An 18,948-nucleotide genomic window follows, 5' to 3' on the forward strand; every position below is an offset into this window, starting at 1 on the left:
ATAAAATTTACTCAAGGGTTTTAATACGAGGTCGATACCTATAATAGTTACAAAGCTATTTTAGGGATAAAATAATGAAGATTTCAGCGGCTTCCATTCCATACCAAGTACACAGCTCAAATACTCAACCTTTAGCGCAATCAGATAAACTACCTGTTGAAAAAGCGAGTGAAGAAAAGAGCGAGGAAGAGAATGAGGAAGAGCCAAAATATGTGTTATCAAAGTTTTTAGATACCAAAGCCGAAGAGTATAGTGAAGATAATGCAACGTTTGGCAGTCAGTATAAAAACCTAGAAAAAGTATACAAGCACTTCGCTGGGCGAGTTATTGCGCTGCAAGAGCAAATTAATAAACTTAAACAAAGCCCCGTACAACGTAGTATAACTATAAACACTTCTGTAAGTGAGCCGAATAAAAGTGATGCGAGTTTAACTTTAGATGCTGAGCACCTAGGTGTAAAACAATATAAAAACACGCAACAGCAAGAACAAATAGATATGTTAGAGCTGCAATTATGGGAGTTAAAATCAGAGCAAGCGGCAATAAAGCAACAAATGGTTGAACTGGTTATTAATGAACTAAAGAGGCGGGGCGACGACTATACTATTTAGCGCGACCAACATGCTGTTGGGTTAGCTTTTAAACTCAATTTTACCCACTTCAAGTTTAAACTTACCTTCTTGCTTACCTGCAATCATAAAGCCTAGCTGTTTTATATCGTCAAAATCAATAATCGGTTGTTGCTCAAGCACGCGGCCGCGATACGTTAAAGTAAAATCACTCGGAGCAAAGTTTATATCTACCCATTCATTTTTTACTGTTTTAAATGAGTGAGTGTACGCTGCGCCATCAAGGTAATTGGTAGTTCTGAGCCTAAGCTGATAGATTTGTCCATCACCTTTAACACGCAGCGCTATAGCTTTAGTATTTTGGCTTTGTGTACTTAGCTCTGTACGTATTGATGCAAAACCGCCGTTATTATCAAGCGAAACATTGCCTGTAAAAAGCAAACTTTCTTGAGTTTGTGTTACTTGGCTATTAGATACACCGCCCATTACTGAGTCGTTAACAACGTACCAGCGCTGATTTGCATTAGCTTGTGCACTTACAACTAATAAATTAAATACAAAAAGTGAGGATAGTTGTTTGGTGATCATGGCTTACTCCTAATTACTTTAAGCTTATCAATACGGATAAACATATTATTTGTTCACTTATTTAAAGTTAATTATTTTTACGGCTCCATTTTTTCATGATTTTTTCAAACATAATTTCTTTATCAGTTTTATCCTCAGGACAGGGTTTACCGCTACCTTGAGGCATGCCATTACTACCAAATACGGTTGAAGTATCAATTAAATAGCATTTACCGTTAAATTTTTCTAATCGTCGTGTGCCTGTTGTATTTTGGTTAATAACTTCTGAATTATCAGATTTTACTGGTGTTTTAATTGTGGGCTTATTGTTTATCTCTTCATTTTCAGAGTTTTTATCTTCACCAAAGGAGACCATTTTTTTATGAGTCATATTATTTACAGGAGAGCCAAATAGCGGCGCGTATGGATTTAGCTTTTTAAATGTTTGAGAAGCTTTTGTTGTAGGCTCTGAAGGCGCCGCTACCTGGGGGGCAACAGGTTTTACAGGGTCTTTTTTAAGCTCTGTTTGTGCCTTTGGTAACGTGATGGTTTTGGCTTGCGTTTTTTTAGTTACCCTTACTTTGGCTTTTGTAGAATCTTTTTTTATAGGTGTAGTGTTAGAGGTTGCTGAATTTGGTGCATCAGTTTTAGTGTTTACAGGTTTTATATCAGGCGCATTGGTTGTTGTAACAACTGAGCTTGGCTTAGGTAGGCTTGCTAAACTAACCGCAACATAGGCCTGTATTATTGCGTTTTTTTCCTCCTTTGGCGGCGCAACTTTAATAGATTGCGAAAACAAAAAGTACAACGCAATAGCGTGTATACACAACGAGATAACCCACGGCCATGCATTCCCTTTATTCACATCAAACCCTCAACTTAATAGTGCTGTTAAGAGTCAATAAAATACATTTAGTTCACCTAAAGTTAATGTGTTTTACTTTGTGGCTTTATTGCAGATTCAACAAAACTATTTTGCAGTTTTTGTTGTTTTTGCATGTGCTTGGTTACGTTATTATGAGCGCAATCAAACTTAGGAGGCATTATGACATTACTTTTTGAACCAATAGAACTTGCAGGTAAAACATTAAAAAACCGTATTGTTATGCCCCCAATGACTCGCTCGCGTTCAACACAGCCTGGCGATATAGCTAACGACTTAATGGCAACATATTACGCACAGCGCGCAAGTGCCGGGCTAATTGTAAGCGAAGGCACACAAATTAGTGAGCTTGGTAAAGGTTACGCTTGGACTCCGGGTATTTATTCAAATGAGCAAGTTGCAGGCTGGAGTAAAGTAACAAACGCAGTACATAGCGCTGGTGGAGTGATGTTTGCTCAGCTTTGGCATGTTGGCCGTGTTACCCACAGTGACAACACTGGTGGCGTGCAGCCTATTTCTGCATCGGCCATTGCCGCAAAAGACGTAAAAGTATTTGTAGATACAAACGGCGCACCGGGGTTTGTAGACACCCAACTCCCACGCGAAATGAGCAAACAAGATATTACGCATGTCATAGGCGAATTTCGCCAAGCAGCTAAAAATGCAGTTAATGCAGGGTTTGATGGCATAGAGCTTCATGCTGCAAATGGTTACCTTATTAATCAATTTTTAGACTCAAAATCAAATGCTCGCACCGATGAATATGGTGGCAGTGTGCAAAACCGTATACGCTTTTTAATTGAAGTGGTACATGCTGTTAGCGACGAAATTGGTAGCAGCAAAGTAGGCGTAAGACTTGCCCCGTTAACAACTCTTAATGGCACAGTAGACGAAAACCCTGAAGAAACTTACTTAGCGGTTTCTGAGGCACTAAATAAAGCCGGTGTAGGTTACATGCATATAGCCGAAGCCGATTGGGATGACGCACCCTTAATGAGTGTTGAATTTAAAAAATCGATTCGCAAAGCCTACAGTGGTGTATTAATTTACGCAGGTAAGTACACCAAAGAGCGCGCAGACAAAGCACTTAGCGAAGGCTGGGCCGACATGATTGGCTTTGGTCGCCCGTTTGTATCAAACCCAGACTTACCAGCACGCTTAAAGCAAGGCAAGCAACTTAACAGCCACAACCCCGACACTTTGTTTGGTGGCGCAGAACAAGGCTACACCGATTATCCAACGGTATAATTGCTAGTAAGTAATTAACATTGAGTAAAAACATGAAGGGCTGCATTTTATGCAGCCCTTTTTTGTGCATTGATTCTAATAGCTTTACCTTGAGCAAAAAATAAAAAACGCGTAAGTTAACCGGGTTACCTATTTTAATAACAAGAAAATAAATGAAAGCCACAGAAATAGAACAATTAGAATTATCAAATTCTGAAACCCGAGAAGTTATTACACCCTACGCTTTTAAAATTGACAGCGCTTTACTGGGCTTGCCTTTAGCTACACCTATTCAGCGTGCACTAGCGATTATTATTGATGTTGCACTGATATTTTTAGCGGCCAAGCTTAGCGCTGCTTTAATAGCGTTTGTTGCTGCAATGGCTTTTTATAAAGGTACGGCCCAGCAATACCTTCCAAAAATGTCGAATGTGTGGCGAAGAATCTTAAAAATAACGGCAGCAAGTATTTTATTTGTAAGCGCACTTACTGTGCTTTCAATTGGCATTGATTACTTAGAAGACGATAACGCTGATCAAGCTTTAGCTGTTCAGGGCCTAAAAATACAAGATGAAATTCAGCTTACTCCCACAGAAAAGCAACGGGTAAATACTTATTTAGCGCAAACAGCTGATGAAAGCTGTGAGCAACCTTGCCAACAAAACGCGTTTGATAATTTAATTGGGCAAGTTCCCAAATTAGCAGAAATGGACGACCTACAAAGCCCACAACTTGCTACCGTACTTTTACAACTATTAGTGCTCAGTGAAAATAACGAAATAAAGCCTGCACAGTTAACAGAAGAAAAACCTGCACAAACAAGCACAAATAGTATTTTGCAGTGGAGCAAAGGCATTATTCAAGACTTAGGCTTAGGTTTTGGCTGGGCTGCTGTTTACTTTACGTTGTTCTCGTTACTTTGGCGCGGCCAAACCCCGGGTAAAAAGGTTTGTAATATCCGTGTTGTAGCCCTAAGCGGCGAGCCATTAGGTTTATTAGATTGTTTTGGTCGCTACGGCGGCTACGGCGCAGGCTTTGCCACAGGCTTGTTAGGGTTTTTACAGATATATTGGGACCCAAACAGACAAGCCATTCAAGATAAAATATCAGCAACAGTGGTTATTAAAGGCAACTTGAATCAAGTTGTAAATGTTGAAACGGTAGAAGAGACTGTAAAAAGTTAAGTTTGCTCTTATTAATTACAAGGATGGTTATGAAAGCTTTATTAATGGCGTTTAGTTATCTGTATTTTATTACAGCTTCGTATGCGTCAGAAAATATTGTGTTAGCAAAAAAACATCAGTTTAAGTCTATTATTTTAGGTGAGCAGCGCAGTTATAGTGTTTATTTACCGCCAAGCTACAAGCAAAACCTCGAACGAGTATATCCTGTTATTTACTTGCTTGATGGCGACCCAACCCATTTAAAAGCCTTAGCGGGGCTTGTTGAAGCACTCAGTACTGAGCGGCTAGAAAAACAAATTCAACAAGCAATTATTGTCGCTGTTCCTAATAGTAAAAATGCGATAAGAGAGCGCGACTTTACCCCTACTAATGTCGATTGGACTTTTAACGGTAAGCTACTCGAAAAATTTGAAAACATTGGCAATGCCGCAAACTACACCGCTTTTTTTGAAAAAGAACTTATTCCCTTCATTAATAAAAATTACCGTACATCAAATAAGCGGGTATTAATTGGGGAATCTTTCGGTGGCTTGTTCGCAAGCTATGTTTTACTTACCAATCACTCTTTATTTACTGATTACTTAATTATTGATGCAACCTACCTTTGGGATAATAATTATCTCAATCGTTATTTTGACGAGCAACAGCTTATAAACAAGCAGCTTAAAGGCAATGTATATTTTACTTTTGCTAATAATGCAGCTTTTGGTGAAATTGGAGAGGCTAATTATAAATGGGGCTTAGAGCTTGCTAAAAAACTAAAAGTGCACCCGAGTAATAGTTTATATATAAATCAACGTTACTTTGAAGAAGAAACTCATGGCACGGTGGCAGCGCTTAGTTGGTATTATGGGTTGAGAAAATTATTACAGCTATGAAGTGTTAATAATCTTTAATTTATTTAAACTAAAGCCACCCTTATTATTAAACAAAAAAGATGGAGCGTAGTTAAGTGATTGAACCAGTGAAAGAGCTAAACAAAGCAATTAATGCAGATTTAAATTTAGCTCCGCCTATCGATCCTGCTTTAGCAAGTTGTAAAAAAACGCTAATAATTATTTCATCAGTGCTATTAGCGCTTACTTTCTCAGGCGCGAAGGTTACAGAGGCAAATACTTTTATTTTTAAAATTATATTTACTAACCCTACAAGTATTAATACTCTTTTACTGTTATCGATTGGATATTTATTACTCCGATATAATTCTATATCTCACTTCTATACAGATAATTATAAAAAACAATTCGCTACCAGAGTTTTGGATAATAAGTTTTTTAGACGGTATGACAGTCACAATGATGTAGTTGATGGATTTATCCCTGATTTGCTTAAACCCAAAATATATATTAATGATGATAAATACAAACACAGCAATCATAGCTATTTAGACTATGACCTTAAAGTAAGGTTATTTTTTAATGCTTATATCGACCTTACTGAATATGACGAGCAGAGCAACCCATATCTATATAGGTTTTATTTAATAGGCTCGAAAGATAAATTTCAGTATTTATTTGCACTCGGTATTATGTTTTCTCATTGGTTTCTGGAACAATTTCGTCAACGGGACTTTTTAGAGTTATATAGCCCAATGTTTATCGGATTCATAGCAGTATACAGTAGTGTATGGGTGAGGTTAGTATCATAAATTTTGAGCTTTGACTTCTAGTTTAATACTGAGAGCTGAACTTCAACAGCTATCAGTATTAACTTTTACTTTCTAAACCTAACCCCAAATCCGGCAAGCCCCATCAACAACACAAATCCCCACACAAACACATTGCCGTATTGGCTGTACACGCTGTCGCCTTTTATAAGCTTAATGTTGGCTTTCAATATGGTAGCTTCAAACTGAGGCATGGTTTGTTGTGTGTGGCTTATAGGGTCGTATACGGCGCTTACACCATTGTTAGTAACACGCACTAGAGGGCGTTGTAGTTCGAGCGCGCGCATACGGGCTATTTGCATGTGTTGCAAAGGCCCAATAGAGTCACCAAACCAGGCATCGTTACTTACTGTAAAGAGTAGGTCGGAATCGCTTTTGTAATTACCGCGTACTAAATCTGCAAAAACAATTTCGTAGCAAATAGCAGGGAGTAGGTTATAGCCATTGGCGCGCAAGTTGTTTTGCACTTTGTCGCCACGGGTAAACGATGACATAGGCAAATCGAATAATGGGGCAATAGGGCGCAAAAAGTCTTGAAACGGTACAAATTCGCCAATAGGTAGTAGCTGGTGTTTTTGATAGCGGTTTTTATCAAGGTAATGGTAATGCCCATGCTCGTCGCCACGTTCTTTATTACCGACCACAATAAGTGTGTTGAATATATTTTTGGTGTCTCGCTGGTAGTCAACAATACCGGTTACAAGGGCGGTTTGATTAAACGAGGCGGCACTGTCTAAATTGGCTAGGTAGGAATCGGCAAGCATTTCTATTTCAGGCACTGCGGCTTCTGGCCATACTATTAAGTCGGCATCCCAATGTGGACGTGTCATGTCTTGGTATTTGCTCATTGTGGTCCAAAACTCACTTGGCTCAAAGCGCAGGTGTTGCTGTATGTTCCCTTGTACGAGCAATACTGACATGTTTTTATCTGTGTAATGAATGCTGCCTGTGGTATTTGCACCTGTAAAAATAAGCGCAACAGCTGTCGCAGTAACCGCCGGGGTTTTAAAATCTTTTTGGGTAAGTCTATATAGTGCAAAGCCAATAGCCACACATGTTAGTGTTAAGCCAAACTCGCCAATATAAGGGGCGAGCAGCCTTAAAGGTCCGTCGGTTTGTGTGTAGCCAAAGCTTAACCACGGGAAACCGGTAAGTACGGTGCCACGTAAATACTCACTAATTGCAAAGCAGGCAATTAGTAATGCGCCAAAGCTTTTAGGGCCACTAGCAAAGCGTGTAGTTGCCCAAAAGGCAAGTGCGGGAAATAATGCTAAGTATGAGCACAAAAAAGCCATTAACGAGAGCGACGCTATAAGCGGCATACCGCCAAAGGTGGCAATAGAAACATGTACCCAGCTTATACCTGCACCAAACCAGCCTAGGCCAAATATAAAGCCATATTTAGCGGCGGTTTTTGCGTGTGCTTTACCGGTATTATTGGGATTAATGCAAAAAATTATGGCGCCAAGACTAATAAATACGATGGGCCAAATTTCAAAAGGGGCATAGCCAAAAGTTAAAACAAGGCCCGCAACGAGTGCGAGCCATGCTTTTTTATCTTTTGCTAATAGGGTAAGTCTAGTTAGCAGTTTCTTCACTGTCGTTATCATCAGCCTTAGGAACGGTGACTTGCAGTTGCAAAATACGACGATTGTCGGCGTTGGTTACTTTAAATTGGTAACCTTCTATGTCAATCGTTTCACCACGGCTTGGCATATGGCCAAATGCGTGCAGTACAGTTCCGCCAATAGTATCGGCTTCGTCTGTGCTGTAGCCTGTTTTAAAATGCTCGTTAAAGTCATCTACAGGTGTGAGTGCTTGCACTACGTGGACATGTTTAGCAAGTTGACGAATATCTTGATGTTCTTCTTCTTCGTCGTGCTCATCTTCGATTTCGCCAACAATTATTTCAAGAATATCTTCAATCGTTACTAAGCCCGATACGCCGCCGTATTCGTCAATAACAACAGCCATATGGTAGCGTTGCTGACGGAATTCGTTTAGCAATGTATCAACACGTTTGCTTTCAGGTACTACCATTGCTGGGCGTAAATAATCGCGTATTGATGGTAAATGCTCGTCTTTATTTAAGATCAGTGGCAATAAATCTTTAGCGAGTAAAAAACCTTCTACATGATCTTTGTCTTCAATCACAACTGGAAAACGTGAGTGAGTTGAGTCAACCATCATTGGAATTAGTTCTTCAAGCGGGCTGTCGATCTCAAGAGTGATCATTTGTGAGCGCGGAACCATTATGTCTCGCACTTTAAGCTCAGACACGCCAAGCACACCTTCTATCATCTCTTTTGTTTCTGGATCGATTACGTCTCGTTCTTGCGCATCGGCAATAACTTCGACCAGCTCTTCTCTATTCTGGGGTTCCCCTTGCAACATTTGGGCTATTCTGCCCAACCACGTTTTGCCAGAAGAACCCTGGCTAGATTGCGAGTTACCGTCGCTCATTGCGTCTAATTGCTCCGTTAATTTAAATATCGTCCCGGTATGGGTCTGCTATGTTTAGCTCTGCAAGTAATTGCTTTTCGATGCTTTCCATCTCTAAAGCATCGTCACTCTTTATATGGTCAAATCCAAGCAAATGCAAGCATCCGTGAATAACCATGTGAGCAAAGTGGTCATGAAATGACTTCTCTTGCTCAATTGCTTCAGCTAATACAATGGCTGGGCAAATAATTAAATCACCAACCAAGGGAATATCTATGCCTGGTGGTGCTTCAAATTCGAACGACAGTACGTTGGTCGGTTTATTTTTACCGCGATAGTCGTTATTAAGTTGTTGCGATTGCGCTTCGTCGCTAATAACGATACTGAGTTCGGACTCGTCACGGTATTGGCTAAGGGCTTTGTCGGCCCATAGTGCAAATTGTTCTTCGCTTGGGAGGTTGTCAAACTCACAGGCTATTTGTAAATCAAGTTCGGTTGTCAAAGTATTACTCTTTAGTAGTAGGCTGTTGAAGAGCAGCGAGTGCGTCTTTTGCATTTTGCTTTTCAATGCGCTTAAGTCGCTCGCTTTCGTCGTTACGCTCGTAGGCTTCAACTATGCGTGCTACAACAGGGTGGCGTACTACGTCGTGGGCTTTGAAGTAGTTAAAGCTAATTTCGTTTACGCCATCAAGCACTTCAATTGCATGGCGAAGGCCTGAGCGTGTGCCACGAGGTAAATCGACCTGTGTAATATCGCCTGTAATCACCGCTTTTGAGTTAAACCCTATACGGGTTAAAAACATTTTCATTTGCTCAGCGGTGGTATTTTGGCTTTCGTCTAAAATAATAAAGGCATCGTTTAAAGTACGTCCGCGCATGTAAGCAAGCGGTGCGACTTCGATGATATTTTTTTCGATGAGCTTTTCTACTTTTTCAAAACCTAGCATTTCAAAAAGAGCATCGTAAAGAGGGCGCAGGTATGGGTCTATTTTTTGACTTAAATCGCCAGGTAAAAAGCCAAGCTTTTCGCCAGCTTCTACAGCAGGGCGCGTTAGTAATATACGGCGTATTTCTTGGCGCTCAAGAGCGTCGACGGCGGCTGCAACTGCAAGGTAAGTTTTACCAGTACCTGCAGGGCCAATACCAAAGGTAATGTCGTGGTTTAAAATATTAGCCACATAAACACCTTGGTTGTCGTTACGTGGTTTAATAACACCACGGCGGGTTTTAATAACCATTTCTTTGCCATAAGCGCTGCTGGATGCATCTTGCTCTAAGGCTTTTGATTCGGTAATAGCTAAATGAACGGCGTCGGGTTCTATTTCGCCTAAAACACCACGAACTGGCTGAGTATCAACATAAAGGTTTTTTAAGATTTCTACAGCGCCGGCGCAGTTGTGTAGTTTACCGGTTACTTTAAAAAAGTTGTCACGGTGAATTATTTCAACAGCCAGGTGGCGTTCAATTTGTTTGATGTTTTCGTCAAACGGGCCACATAAAGAAGAAAGGCGTTTGTTATCGGCAGGTTCTAAATAAATCTCTAATGTTTTTAACTGATTACTCAAAATTGCTTCCTATAGTACTGCGCCAGCGTTAACTGGCGCTAATTGTGTGACTAAGGAACGAAAGTAGCTACGCCAATTTCGTTAACAGTGTCTGGTTTTGGCTCTGCAGCTGCAGCTTTAGTTAAAATAGCTGAAGGAGCTACTTCACGTCGTAAGTTCATTTCTGATTCTGTACGAATTAAGTCACCACGTAAAGAGTTAGGTAGTGCTTCGGTAATACGTACATCAACAAACTGTCCGATCACTGTGTGCGGGCCAACAAAGTTTACTACACGGTTGTTTTCTGTACGGCCACGTAATTCCATAGGGTTCTTCTTAGAAGGACCTTCAACAAGTATACGTTGCTCTGTATCGAACATTTGACGACTAATTTGCTGCGCCATTTGTGTAATACGGTTTTGTAGTAAGTATAAGCGCTCTTTTTTCTCTTGCTCTGTTACGTCATCCGGCAAATCTGCCGCTGGCGTACCTGGGCGTGCGCTGTAAATAAAGCTAAAGCTCATATCAAAACCTATGTCGCTAATAAGCTTCATGGTTGCTTCAAAGTCTTCTTTGCTTTCGCCTGGGAAACCAATAATGAAATCTGACGACATACTTAAGTTAGGACGAATTTTACGTAACTTACGAATTGTCGATTTGTATTCAATTGCCGTATGGCCACGTTTCATTAGGTTTAATATACGGTCTGAACCACTTTGTACTGGTAAATGTAAGTGATCTACAAGCTCTGGTACATCGGCGTAAACGTCGATTATATCTGGGGTAAATTCTACCGGGTGCGATGTGGTGTAACGAATACGGTCAATACCATCAATAGCTGCTATAAGACGAATTAAATCTGAGAAGTAACAAATTTCGCCATCGTGCGTATCGCCGCGGTATGCATTTACGTTTTGACCTAAAAGATTTACTTCACGTACGCCTTGCTCTGCAAGTTGTGCAACTTCAAGTAGTACGTCATCTACTGGGCGACTAACTTCTTCACCGCGAGTATAAGGTACAACACAAAAAGTACAGTACTTAGAACAGCCTTCCATAATTGATACGAAAGCAGATGGGCCATCTGCTTTTGGCTCTGGCAGACGGTCAAATTTTTCAATCTCTGGGAATGAAATATCAACAACCGATGAGCCTTTGTCGCCTTGCACTTGTTTAATCATTTCTGGTAAACGGTGTAGCGTTTGCGGACCAAAAATAACATCTACAAATGGCGCACGTTGGCGAATAGAGTCACCTTCTTGTGAGGCAACACAACCACCTACACCAATGATTAAATCTGGCTTGTCGTCTTTTAATAACTTCCAGCGACCTAATTGGTGAAATACTTTTTCTTGTGCTTTTTCACGAATTGAACAGGTGTTAAGTAAGATTACGTCGGCATCTGTTGCATCTTCAGTTAGCTGGTAGCCGTTGGTGGCATCTAAAAGTTCAGCCATTTTCTGAGAGTCGTATTCGTTCATCTGACAACCCCAGGTTTTAATATGCAGCTTTTTGCTCATTGAAATATAGCCTCGTGTTCAATTCGATAGTGGCACAAAAATGTGCTTGAAACAGGATTAAGGAGCAAGCATGCTCACTTAAAGGAGGCGTATTTTAGCTGGATACCCGTTCAGATCCAAGTATAGTTTTCATGTTTGTGATCTCAAATCAATACGAGGCGAGTTTAATCAGCAGTTAGGGATATCCTCTGGTATAAAACAAATTAATTTTGATACAATCAAAACAGACTCAAGTAATAATAAAATGATGAAAACATGACTAAAAATAATGTGATAGTAGTTGGTGGTGGCATGGTTGGCGCGGCTATGGCGATAAAGCTTGCTCAACAGGGCTTTGGCGTACGCATAATCGAAAAACACCTAATAGACCCATCACAGATTCTTAGTAGTGATAAGGTTGATATTAGAGTGTCGGCTATTAATCGTTTTTCAGAAAATTTACTTGATGAATTAGGAGCAATGCCGCTTTTAAGGCAAAACCGCATAGCGCCTTATCAGCAATTGGAGGCATTTGAGCGCGGTGGTGATAATTTATTGTTTGACTGCGCCGATATAAACACCACGCATTTAGGCCACTTAATTGAAAATAGTTTAATTCAAGCAAGTTTATGGCAGCAATTTGATCATTATAAAATTGAGGTTATTGAGCAAGCCACACCTATTACTAAAATAGAGCAAACGGATGATTTAATTACGCTTGTGTATGGAGCTCAAACCTATACCGCTGATTTAGTGATTGCAGCCGATGGCGGACAATCGCAGCTGCGTGCTAAAGCTAATATAGGAATTACCGGCTGGCAGTATCAGCAACATTGTATGGGGGTATTAATTAAACTCGATGCGCCGCAACAAATAAAAACATGGCAGCAGTTTACGCCAAGTGGGCCACTCGCATTTTTGCCAATGCAGGCACCATACGCTAATTTAATTTGGTACGATGATGCAAATACACTGCAAGCATTTAAAGGGCTAAACCCAGCTGAGCTAAAAATGCACATACTTAATAAATTTCCTGAACTTGCTGGAGACTTTGAAGTACAAACCCATGCAATATTTCCGCTTACTCGCCAACATGCTAACAACTATTCACAAGGGCGCTTAGTTTTAGTCGGTGACGCTGCACATACAATAAATCCCCTTGCAGGGCAGGGCGTTAATTTAGGTTTTCAGGACGTAGTGGCACTTGCTGAAGTTTTAGACAATGCAGGGGATATAGGGCGCCCGTTAACGCTTAAAGAATATGAGCGAGCTCGCCGTAAGGCTAATTTATTAATGATGAGCATGATGGATGCCTGTTACTTTGGCTTTTCTAACCAAGTTGCGCCACTTAAATGGGCACGTAGCCAGTTTTTAAAAATGGCTAATAATACAGGCCCTATAAAAAACTGGGTTTTAAAATACGCAATTAGCGGTGATTTAGGCTAAATTTAAAGTAGAGATTAAAAAGGCTCATTTATGAGCCTTTTTTTATGTCTGTTTTTAAGTGGACAAATAGTGACCCAGTTATATTAAATAAAATTTTAATTTGACTAGGGTTATATCACTAAACCGCAATTTAATAATTTTAAAGAGCCTATGTGTGGATAATTTTTTTTCAGTAATAATTATTTTAGGTGCGCTACTGCTAGTTGCTAGCTTAAAAACAACCTTTAAAGTTTGTAAAAAAACATCGCAAAGAGCGTGGAGTGTACTGTTATGCGCTATTGTCTGTTTTATTTTAGGGTATTGGTGGATACTTTATTACTTTTCAAATTACGATACGGCACCAATAATAAGAAATGCAGTTGCCACAATATTATTTGGTGGTGCAGGGTTTGTTTTCTTAGTTGTCAAACTGAGTTTGAAAAGCATCCTTAAAATAGAGCAAGCAACGCAGTATCAAAAATATCAAACTGAGCACGATAACTTAACAACCTTACCCAACCGCAATAACTTTTTTAAATCCTTGAGTAAACAAGTCGATTACCCTTCTTCATTTGCATTATTTTATATTGATTTAAATAATTTTAAACAAATTAATGATGCGTTTGGTCATCAATGTGGTGATCAACTACTGGCTGCTTTTGCTAATAAGTTAAGCAAAGAACTATGTGGCATTGCTAAGTTATATCGAATAGGAGGGGATGAGTTTGCGTTTTTACTGAATACCGATACTGATGAAAGCATGGCTCACTGTGTAAATATTATAAACTCAGCCGTTAAAGCTCCGTTTTGTACACATGAGCAAATGGTTAAAATACAATTAAGTATAGGCGTAAGCCGTTTCCCAGATGATAGCCGATTACCCGACCAGTTACTAAAAAAAGCCAATTTGGCACTGCATGAAGCAAAAAAGACATTTCAACCTTTAGTAAATTACTCATCTGAAATAGGTAAACGAGCTGAGGACTTTTTTGATTTATCAGTCAAAATTAAAGCCGCGTTACACAAAGGTGAGTTCGAGCTTTATTTACAACCAATAATGAACTCCAAAGATATTCAATTGCATGGCCTAGAAGCGCTGATCCGATGGCCGCAAGCTGATGGTAGCTTTATTAGTCCTGAAAAGTTTATAAGTGTAGCTGAGCGTACAGGGCTTATTTTTGTTTTATCGAAATGGGTTGTACAAGAAGCAGTTAACCATATTAGAAAACTTAAACTGTTTGGGTTTACCGGTACTATTCATGTCAACTTATCAACGAAAGATATTGAAAGCAGCGAGTTTTACGAATTTATAATTAGCTTACTTACTACTGACCCGACTTTAAGTGATTCACTAATATTTGAAATTACAGAAGGGGCAATGATGACAAACATACCCGCAGCAAGAAAAATGATGCAGCAGTTAAGTATGCGTGGATTTAAATTTAGTGTTGATGATTTTGGTACGGGGTTTTCGTCACTGTCGTTATTAAGGGAGTTGCCCATAAACCAGATAAAAATAGATCAATCGTTTATCAAAGATATGCTCATTAATCCGCCTGATTACGCTATTGTAGAATCTACGTTGTTTTTGGCGAGCCGATTAAATTGCGATGTAGTAGCTGAAGGAATAGAAACCAAAGAAGTAGAGCAAGCGCTATTGAGTATGAACTGTGATTATTTACAAGGGTATTTATATAGCAAACCAATAGATATAGACGAATTTATAAATGTATATTTAAGTACAGAAAAAGTAAGCTGAATTTAATGAATATTGAGAAGTTTTAGAGAAGGAAGTCAAATTGGCTGGGATACCAGGATTTGAACCTGGGAATGCCAGGATCAAAACCTGGTGCCTTACCGCTTGGCGATATCCCAACTATAAATTTGATATTAATTTTAGTTCTTAATAAGAACATGGTGCGGAAGGAGAGACTTGAACTCTCACATCCTAAGATACTGGAACCTAAATCCAGCGCGTCTACCAATTCCGCCACTCCCGCATCACTAATGTGCTCATTTAACCTCTAAGCTAGAGTAATTCTTTTATTCAACTTTCCTTGGTAGAAGAAGTTGGCTGGGATACCAGGATTTGAACCTGGGAATGCCAGGATCAAAACCTGGTGCCTTACCGCTTGGCGATATCCCAACAAAGAATTATTTTATAATTTTAGTTCTTATCAGAACATGGTGCGGAAGGAGAGACTTGAACTCTCACATCCTAAGATACTGGAACCTAAATCCAGCGCGTCTACCAATTCCGCCACTCCCGCATCACTAATTTGCTCATTTAAACTCTAAGCAAGAGTCATTCTTTTATCCAACTTTCCTTGGTAGAAGAAGTTGGCTGGGATACCAGGATTTGAACCTGGGAATGCCAGGATCAAAACCTGGTGCCTTACCGCTTGGCGATATCCCAACAAAGAATTAATTGATATTTTTAGTTCGTATCAAGAACATGGTGCGGAAAGAGAGACTTGAACTCTCACAACCGAAGTTACTGGAACCTAAATCCAGCGCGTCTACCAATTCCGCCACTCCCGCATCGTTTGTGTTATAAAACACAGGTAGCTATTTTAGACTCTTCATTGAGTGCAATTTAACTCTTGCAGAGCCACTTCTAAAAAGAGAAATGGTGGCTAAGACGGGATTTGAACCTGTGACCCCATCATTATGAGTGATGTGCTCTAACCAGCTGAGCTACTTAGCCATTGTTGGCTGGGATACCAGGATTTGAACCTGGGAATGCCAGGATCAAAACCTGGTGCCTTACCGCTTGGCGATATCCCAACAATAACAATTGATAGTTTTAATTCTTATCAAGAATTATGGTGCGGAAGGAGAGACTTGAACTCTCACATCCTAAGATACTGGAACCTAAATCCAGCGCGTCTACCAATTCCGCCACTCCCGCACACAAGGTAGTTATTTTAAACTCTTCATTGAGCAACAAAAAATATGGTGGCTAAGACGGGATTTGAACCTGTGACCCCATCATTATGAGTGATGTGCTCTAACCAGCTGAGCTACTTAGCCATCTTTTTTTGTTAGCACTTCATCGCTGAGTGCGGGGCGTATTATGCTGATATGACCCAAATTCGTCAACACCTTTTTTGCAAAAAAACACTTAACTGTGTTTGTTTGCAGGAAAATTAAGCTAAGCGGCTAAATTTTAATAAAAATGATGATTTTTTGAGTGCAATTCACATACAAAATTTGTCGCTAAATAAAAAAAGCAAAAACCAATAGTTTGAAGCTGTTTGATTATTCAACAAATTATTACGCTCTGGTTAAATCTTAACATTAATTTGTTTAAGAGGTACTTATTATTGAGGTTTGATCTTCTGCGCAGTGTGTTTTTTTAAATTAAACGTAGGCATTTAGGTTGGGGCTAAATTAATTTTATAAGTTTATGACGTTGGAGGTACAAAAAAGGCTCGTAAAAACGAGCCTTTAAAATTATTACCAATACTAACTTGGTTTCATTTGACTTATACGTTGAACAAGAAGTTCATTACATCGCCGTCTTTAACAATGTACTCTTTACCTTCTTGACGCATCTTACCTGCTTCTTTTGCGCCGCTTTCACCTTTAAAGGCAACAAAGTCGTCAAAAGCAATCGTTTGCGCACGAATAAAGCCACGCTCGAAGTCGGTATGGATTTTCCCCGCTGCTTGTGGCGCTGTTGCACCTACAGGGATTGTCCATGCACGCACTTCTTTAACACCCGCAGTGAAATAAGTTTGTAATTGTAGTAATTCATAACCACCACGAATAACAAGATTAAGGCCGGGCTCTTCTAAGCCAAGATCAGCCATAAACTCAAGCTTGTCTTCGTCATCTAATTCTGAAAGCTCAGATTCGATAGCAGCACATACAGGAACAACAATCGCATCTTCTGCTGCAGCAATAGCGCGTACACGGTCAAGGTATGGATTATTTTCAAAACCATCTTCAGCAACGTTTGCAATATACATAGTTGGTTTAATAGTTAAGAAGTTGATAGAGCTGATTGCTGCTTTTTCTTCTTTAGTTAATGCTAAAGCGCGTAAAGTTAAGCCTTCATCAAGATGCACTTTTACTTTTTCAAGTACGGCATTTTGCTCTTTGGCGTCTTTATCACCACCTTTTGCTTTTTTTGCGTTACGGAAAAGGGCTTTTTCAGCGCTATCCATATCAGCAAGTACTAACTCAGTGTTGATTACGTCAATATCGTCAGCAGGGTCAATAGTGCCTGCTACGTGTATGATGTTTTCATCTTCAAAACAGCGAACTACGTGGCCAATTGCATCGGTTTCACGAATGTTAGCTAAAAACTGGTTACCAAGGCCTTCACCTTTAGATGCGCCCTTTACCAAGCCAGCAATGTCTACAAATTCCATACTAGTGGTAAGAACTCGTTGAGGATTAACAATTTTAGCAAGTTCGTCTAGACGAGGATCTGGCACAGGTACCACACCTGTATTAGGCTCAATGGTACAAAAAGGAAAGTTAGCGGCTTCAATACCCGCTTTAGTTAGTGCATTGAAAAGCGTTGATTTACCTACGTTAGGCAAGCCAACGATGCCACATTTAAAACCCATAGTAAGATACCTTGTTTAGAATTCGTTTAAACGGTGTACTTGGACCCAAGTTACTAGGGTTTAAACGAATGTAGTCTGTTTTGTGCTTTTAACACACCATCTTTTGCAAGTATTTCCATGCAACGAACTGCTTCATCAACAGCAGCATCCATTTTTTCTTGGTCTTCTTTGGCCGCTTTTCCAAGCACCCAACCAGTTACCATTTCACGATGCCCCGGATGACCTACACCAATGCGCAAGCGCATAAAGTCTTTTTGATTTGCCATTTTTGCAATAATGTCTTTTAAACCATTATGACCGCCATGCCCGCCACCTTTTTTTAATTTGGCAACGCCTGGGTCTAAATCCAATTCGTCATGGGCAACTAAAATGTCCTCGACAGGGATTTTGAAAAAATTAGCTAAACTACTGACCGCTTTACCACTTAAATTCATGTAAGTAGTGGGGATCAATAATTTGAATTCTTGGCCTTGAATGATCACTTTGCCTGTAAGGCCGTGATATTTAGGATCGTGTTTTAGAGTGCAGTTATAGCGTGCAGCGATTTGCTCGATGAACCAAGCACCTGCATTGTGGCGTGTGTTTGCGTATTCGGGGCCTGGATTAGCCAGGCCCACAAGCATTTGAATAGAATTCAAGGTTGCGAGACCTTAAATATTATTCTGCTGCTGCAGCGTCGTCTTCAACTGGAGCTGCTTTGTTTGCTTTGATAGTCAGGATAGACTGATCATGGCCTTCGCCTTTAGCTAAATCTACAGAGCTAACGCCTTTAGGGAAAGTTAGGTCAGAGATATGAACTGAATCGCCAACAACAAACTTAGAAACATCTACTTCAATGAATTCTGGAAGTGCTTTTGGAAGACACGTAATTTCAACTTCAGTTAACTGGTGAACAACAGTTGCGCCAGCTTTAGTTACAATCTCTTCACCGATGAAGTGTAGAGGAACTTTAGTTTGAAATTTATGAGTAGCATCTACACGTTGGAAATCAAGGTGAGTAAGCTTAGGCTTGAATGGGTGACGTTGGATATCTTTTAAGATTACTTCAACAGCTTCGCCATCAACGTTAAGCGTAAGGATATGCGTGTAGAAACCTTCGTCTTCTTGAGCTTTGATCATATCTTTATGAGCAAAAGTAAGAGATAAAGCTTCTTTATCAGCTCCGTAAAGGATTGCAGGAACTTTGTCTTCGCGACGTAGGCGGCGGCTCGCACCAGTACCAGTTTCTACGCGAAGTTCAGCGTTATACGTATAAGTTTTGTTAGACATGATGTCTCCAGTTATTTAAATGTGTAGGGCCTTTGCGACCAAGGTCCCTAGCCAAAAGGCGCGCTATCATACCACCACGCCCAGATAAAATAA

Annotated in this window: 17 protein-coding genes and 10 tRNA genes; 7 read left to right on the top strand and 20 right to left on the bottom strand. The window is 40.0% G+C overall.

Going from position 1 to position 18,948, the window contains the following annotated elements:
* The first annotated feature begins 74 nt into the window (after positions 1-74).
* Complete coding sequence (locus H5160_RS07690) at positions 75-611, top strand: hypothetical protein (RefSeq protein ID WP_182737179.1); 537 nt, start codon at positions 75-77, stop codon at positions 609-611.
* Between the two features lie 21 nt (positions 612-632).
* On the opposite strand, the gene H5160_RS07695 is transcribed toward H5160_RS07690, so the two are convergent.
* On the bottom strand, positions 633-1,157 hold the full coding sequence (locus H5160_RS07695; RefSeq protein ID WP_182694060.1) for a CIA30 family protein: 525 nt from the start codon (positions 1,155-1,157) through the stop codon (positions 633-635).
* A gap of 67 nt (positions 1,158-1,224) precedes the next feature.
* A complete protein-coding gene (locus H5160_RS07700) occupies positions 1,225-2,001 on the bottom strand; it encodes a hypothetical protein (RefSeq protein WP_182737180.1) in 777 nt (258 codons plus the stop codon).
* 180 nt (positions 2,002-2,181) lie between these two features.
* Here H5160_RS07700 and H5160_RS07705 point away from each other — a divergent pair, with 180 nt between their 5' ends.
* From H5160_RS07705 to H5160_RS07720, 4 genes are all read left to right on the top strand, one after another.
* Positions 2,182-3,267, top strand: a complete 1,086-nt coding sequence (locus H5160_RS07705; RefSeq protein WP_182737181.1) for an alkene reductase — start codon at positions 2,182-2,184, stop codon at positions 3,265-3,267.
* A gap of 152 nt (positions 3,268-3,419) precedes the next feature.
* Positions 3,420-4,430: an RDD family protein gene (locus H5160_RS07710; protein ID WP_182737183.1), complete on the top strand. Its 1,011-nt coding sequence runs from the start codon at positions 3,420-3,422 to the stop codon at positions 4,428-4,430.
* A gap of 29 nt (positions 4,431-4,459) precedes the next feature.
* Positions 4,460-5,308, top strand: coding sequence for an alpha/beta hydrolase (locus tag H5160_RS07715; RefSeq protein WP_182737184.1), 849 nt, complete (start codon positions 4,460-4,462; stop codon positions 5,306-5,308).
* A 74-nt stretch (positions 5,309-5,382) separates the two neighbouring features.
* The gene (locus tag H5160_RS07720; RefSeq protein ID WP_182737185.1) at positions 5,383-6,078 is read left to right on the top strand and encodes a hypothetical protein; all 696 of its coding nucleotides are present in this window, start codon (positions 5,383-5,385) and stop codon (positions 6,076-6,078) included.
* 65 nt (positions 6,079-6,143) lie between these two features.
* Here the strand turns inward: H5160_RS07720 and lnt are convergent, their stop codons facing one another.
* The 5 genes from lnt to miaB are packed head-to-tail and all read right to left on the bottom strand — an operon-like array spanning position 6,144 to position 11,602.
* A complete protein-coding gene (lnt, locus tag H5160_RS07725; RefSeq protein ID WP_182737186.1) occupies positions 6,144-7,694 on the bottom strand; it encodes an apolipoprotein N-acyltransferase in 1,551 nt (516 codons plus the stop codon).
* Positions 7,675-8,559, bottom strand: coding sequence for a CNNM family magnesium/cobalt transport protein CorC (gene corC, locus H5160_RS07730; RefSeq protein ID WP_002958541.1), 885 nt, complete (start codon positions 8,557-8,559; stop codon positions 7,675-7,677). The genes lnt and corC overlap by 20 nt, the downstream gene beginning before the upstream one ends.
* A gap of 22 nt (positions 8,560-8,581) precedes the next feature.
* Positions 8,582-9,040, bottom strand: a complete 459-nt coding sequence (gene ybeY, locus H5160_RS07735; RefSeq protein ID WP_002958542.1) for an rRNA maturation RNase YbeY — start codon at positions 9,038-9,040, stop codon at positions 8,582-8,584.
* A 4-nt stretch (positions 9,041-9,044) separates the two neighbouring features.
* A complete protein-coding gene (locus H5160_RS07740) occupies positions 9,045-10,103 on the bottom strand; it encodes a PhoH family protein (protein WP_002958543.1) in 1,059 nt (352 codons plus the stop codon).
* A 50-nt stretch (positions 10,104-10,153) separates the two neighbouring features.
* Positions 10,154-11,602 carry a tRNA (N6-isopentenyl adenosine(37)-C2)-methylthiotransferase MiaB gene (gene miaB, locus H5160_RS07745; RefSeq protein ID WP_002958544.1) on the bottom strand — a complete coding sequence of 483 codons (1,449 nt, stop codon included), beginning with the start codon at positions 11,600-11,602 and terminating at the stop codon, positions 10,154-10,156.
* Positions 11,603-11,857: 255 nt separating this feature from the next.
* On the opposite strand from miaB, the gene H5160_RS07750 reads away from it, so the two are divergent.
* Together H5160_RS07750 and H5160_RS07755 are read left to right on the top strand one after the other, a co-directional pair.
* Positions 11,858-13,027, top strand: a complete 1,170-nt coding sequence (locus H5160_RS07750; RefSeq protein ID WP_182737187.1) for an FAD-dependent monooxygenase — start codon at positions 11,858-11,860, stop codon at positions 13,025-13,027.
* Between the two features lie 154 nt (positions 13,028-13,181).
* Positions 13,182-14,765 carry a bifunctional diguanylate cyclase/phosphodiesterase gene (locus H5160_RS07755; protein ID WP_182712217.1) on the top strand — a complete coding sequence of 528 codons (1,584 nt, stop codon included), beginning with the start codon at positions 13,182-13,184 and terminating at the stop codon, positions 14,763-14,765.
* A 41-nt stretch (positions 14,766-14,806) separates the two neighbouring features.
* Here H5160_RS07755 and H5160_RS07760 read toward each other — a convergent pair.
* From H5160_RS07760 to H5160_RS07820, 13 genes are all read right to left on the bottom strand, one after another.
* Positions 14,807-14,881 (bottom strand) — tRNA-Gln (locus H5160_RS07760).
* A gap of 40 nt (positions 14,882-14,921) precedes the next feature.
* Positions 14,922-15,006: transfer RNA gene (locus H5160_RS07765), tRNA-Leu, on the bottom strand.
* A gap of 71 nt (positions 15,007-15,077) precedes the next feature.
* Positions 15,078-15,152: transfer RNA gene (locus tag H5160_RS07770), tRNA-Gln, on the bottom strand.
* A gap of 39 nt (positions 15,153-15,191) precedes the next feature.
* Positions 15,192-15,276: transfer RNA gene (locus tag H5160_RS07775), tRNA-Leu, on the bottom strand.
* 71 nt (positions 15,277-15,347) lie between these two features.
* A tRNA-Gln gene (locus H5160_RS07780) sits at positions 15,348-15,422 on the bottom strand.
* A gap of 40 nt (positions 15,423-15,462) precedes the next feature.
* Positions 15,463-15,547, bottom strand: a tRNA-Leu gene (locus tag H5160_RS07785).
* Between the two features lie 89 nt (positions 15,548-15,636).
* Positions 15,637-15,713 (bottom strand) — tRNA-Met (locus H5160_RS07790).
* Between the two features lie 5 nt (positions 15,714-15,718).
* Positions 15,719-15,793 (bottom strand) — tRNA-Gln (locus H5160_RS07795).
* 39 nt (positions 15,794-15,832) lie between these two features.
* Positions 15,833-15,917 (bottom strand) — tRNA-Leu (locus H5160_RS07800).
* A gap of 45 nt (positions 15,918-15,962) precedes the next feature.
* Positions 15,963-16,039: transfer RNA gene (locus tag H5160_RS07805), tRNA-Met, on the bottom strand.
* A 455-nt stretch (positions 16,040-16,494) separates the two neighbouring features.
* The gene (ychF, locus tag H5160_RS07810; protein ID WP_002958547.1) at positions 16,495-17,586 is read right to left on the bottom strand and encodes a redox-regulated ATPase YchF; all 1,092 of its coding nucleotides are present in this window, start codon (positions 17,584-17,586) and stop codon (positions 16,495-16,497) included.
* A gap of 53 nt (positions 17,587-17,639) precedes the next feature.
* The gene (gene pth / locus H5160_RS07815; protein ID WP_002958548.1) at positions 17,640-18,224 is read right to left on the bottom strand and encodes an aminoacyl-tRNA hydrolase; all 585 of its coding nucleotides are present in this window, start codon (positions 18,222-18,224) and stop codon (positions 17,640-17,642) included.
* Positions 18,225-18,243: 19 nt separating this feature from the next.
* Positions 18,244-18,855 carry a 50S ribosomal protein L25/general stress protein Ctc gene (locus H5160_RS07820; protein ID WP_002958549.1) on the bottom strand — a complete coding sequence of 204 codons (612 nt, stop codon included), beginning with the start codon at positions 18,853-18,855 and terminating at the stop codon, positions 18,244-18,246.
* Between the last annotated feature and the right edge of the window lie 93 nt (positions 18,856-18,948).

Origin of the sequence: Pseudoalteromonas sp. SG43-4 (assembly GCF_014164325.1) — a bacterium.
Lineage (GTDB): Bacteria > Pseudomonadota > Gammaproteobacteria > Enterobacterales > Alteromonadaceae > Pseudoalteromonas > Pseudoalteromonas distincta.

What these genes read in the sequence shown, in the direction of transcription:
- H5160_RS07690 (WP_182737179.1), top strand. Translation starts at nt 75, where the DNA reads ATGAAGATTTCAGCGGCTTCCATTCCATACCAAGTACACAGCTCAAAT.
- H5160_RS07695 (WP_182694060.1), bottom strand. Translation starts at nt 1,157, where the DNA reads ATGATCACCAAACAACTATCCTCACTTTTTGTATTTAATTTATTAGTT.
- H5160_RS07705 (WP_182737181.1), top strand. Translation starts at nt 2,182, where the DNA reads ATGACATTACTTTTTGAACCAATAGAACTTGCAGGTAAAACATTAAAA.
- H5160_RS07710 (WP_182737183.1), top strand. Translation starts at nt 3,420, where the DNA reads ATGAAAGCCACAGAAATAGAACAATTAGAATTATCAAATTCTGAAACC.
- H5160_RS07715 (WP_182737184.1), top strand. Translation starts at nt 4,460, where the DNA reads ATGAAAGCTTTATTAATGGCGTTTAGTTATCTGTATTTTATTACAGCT.
- corC (WP_002958541.1), bottom strand. Translation starts at nt 8,559, where the DNA reads ATGAGCGACGGTAACTCGCAATCTAGCCAGGGTTCTTCTGGCAAAACG.
- miaB (WP_002958544.1), bottom strand. Translation starts at nt 11,602, where the DNA reads ATGAGCAAAAAGCTGCATATTAAAACCTGGGGTTGTCAGATGAACGAA.
- H5160_RS07750 (WP_182737187.1), top strand. Translation starts at nt 11,858, where the DNA reads ATGACTAAAAATAATGTGATAGTAGTTGGTGGTGGCATGGTTGGCGCG.
- ychF (WP_002958547.1), bottom strand. Translation starts at nt 17,586, where the DNA reads ATGGGTTTTAAATGTGGCATCGTTGGCTTGCCTAACGTAGGTAAATCA.
- H5160_RS07820 (WP_002958549.1), bottom strand. Translation starts at nt 18,855, where the DNA reads ATGTCTAACAAAACTTATACGTATAACGCTGAACTTCGCGTAGAAACT.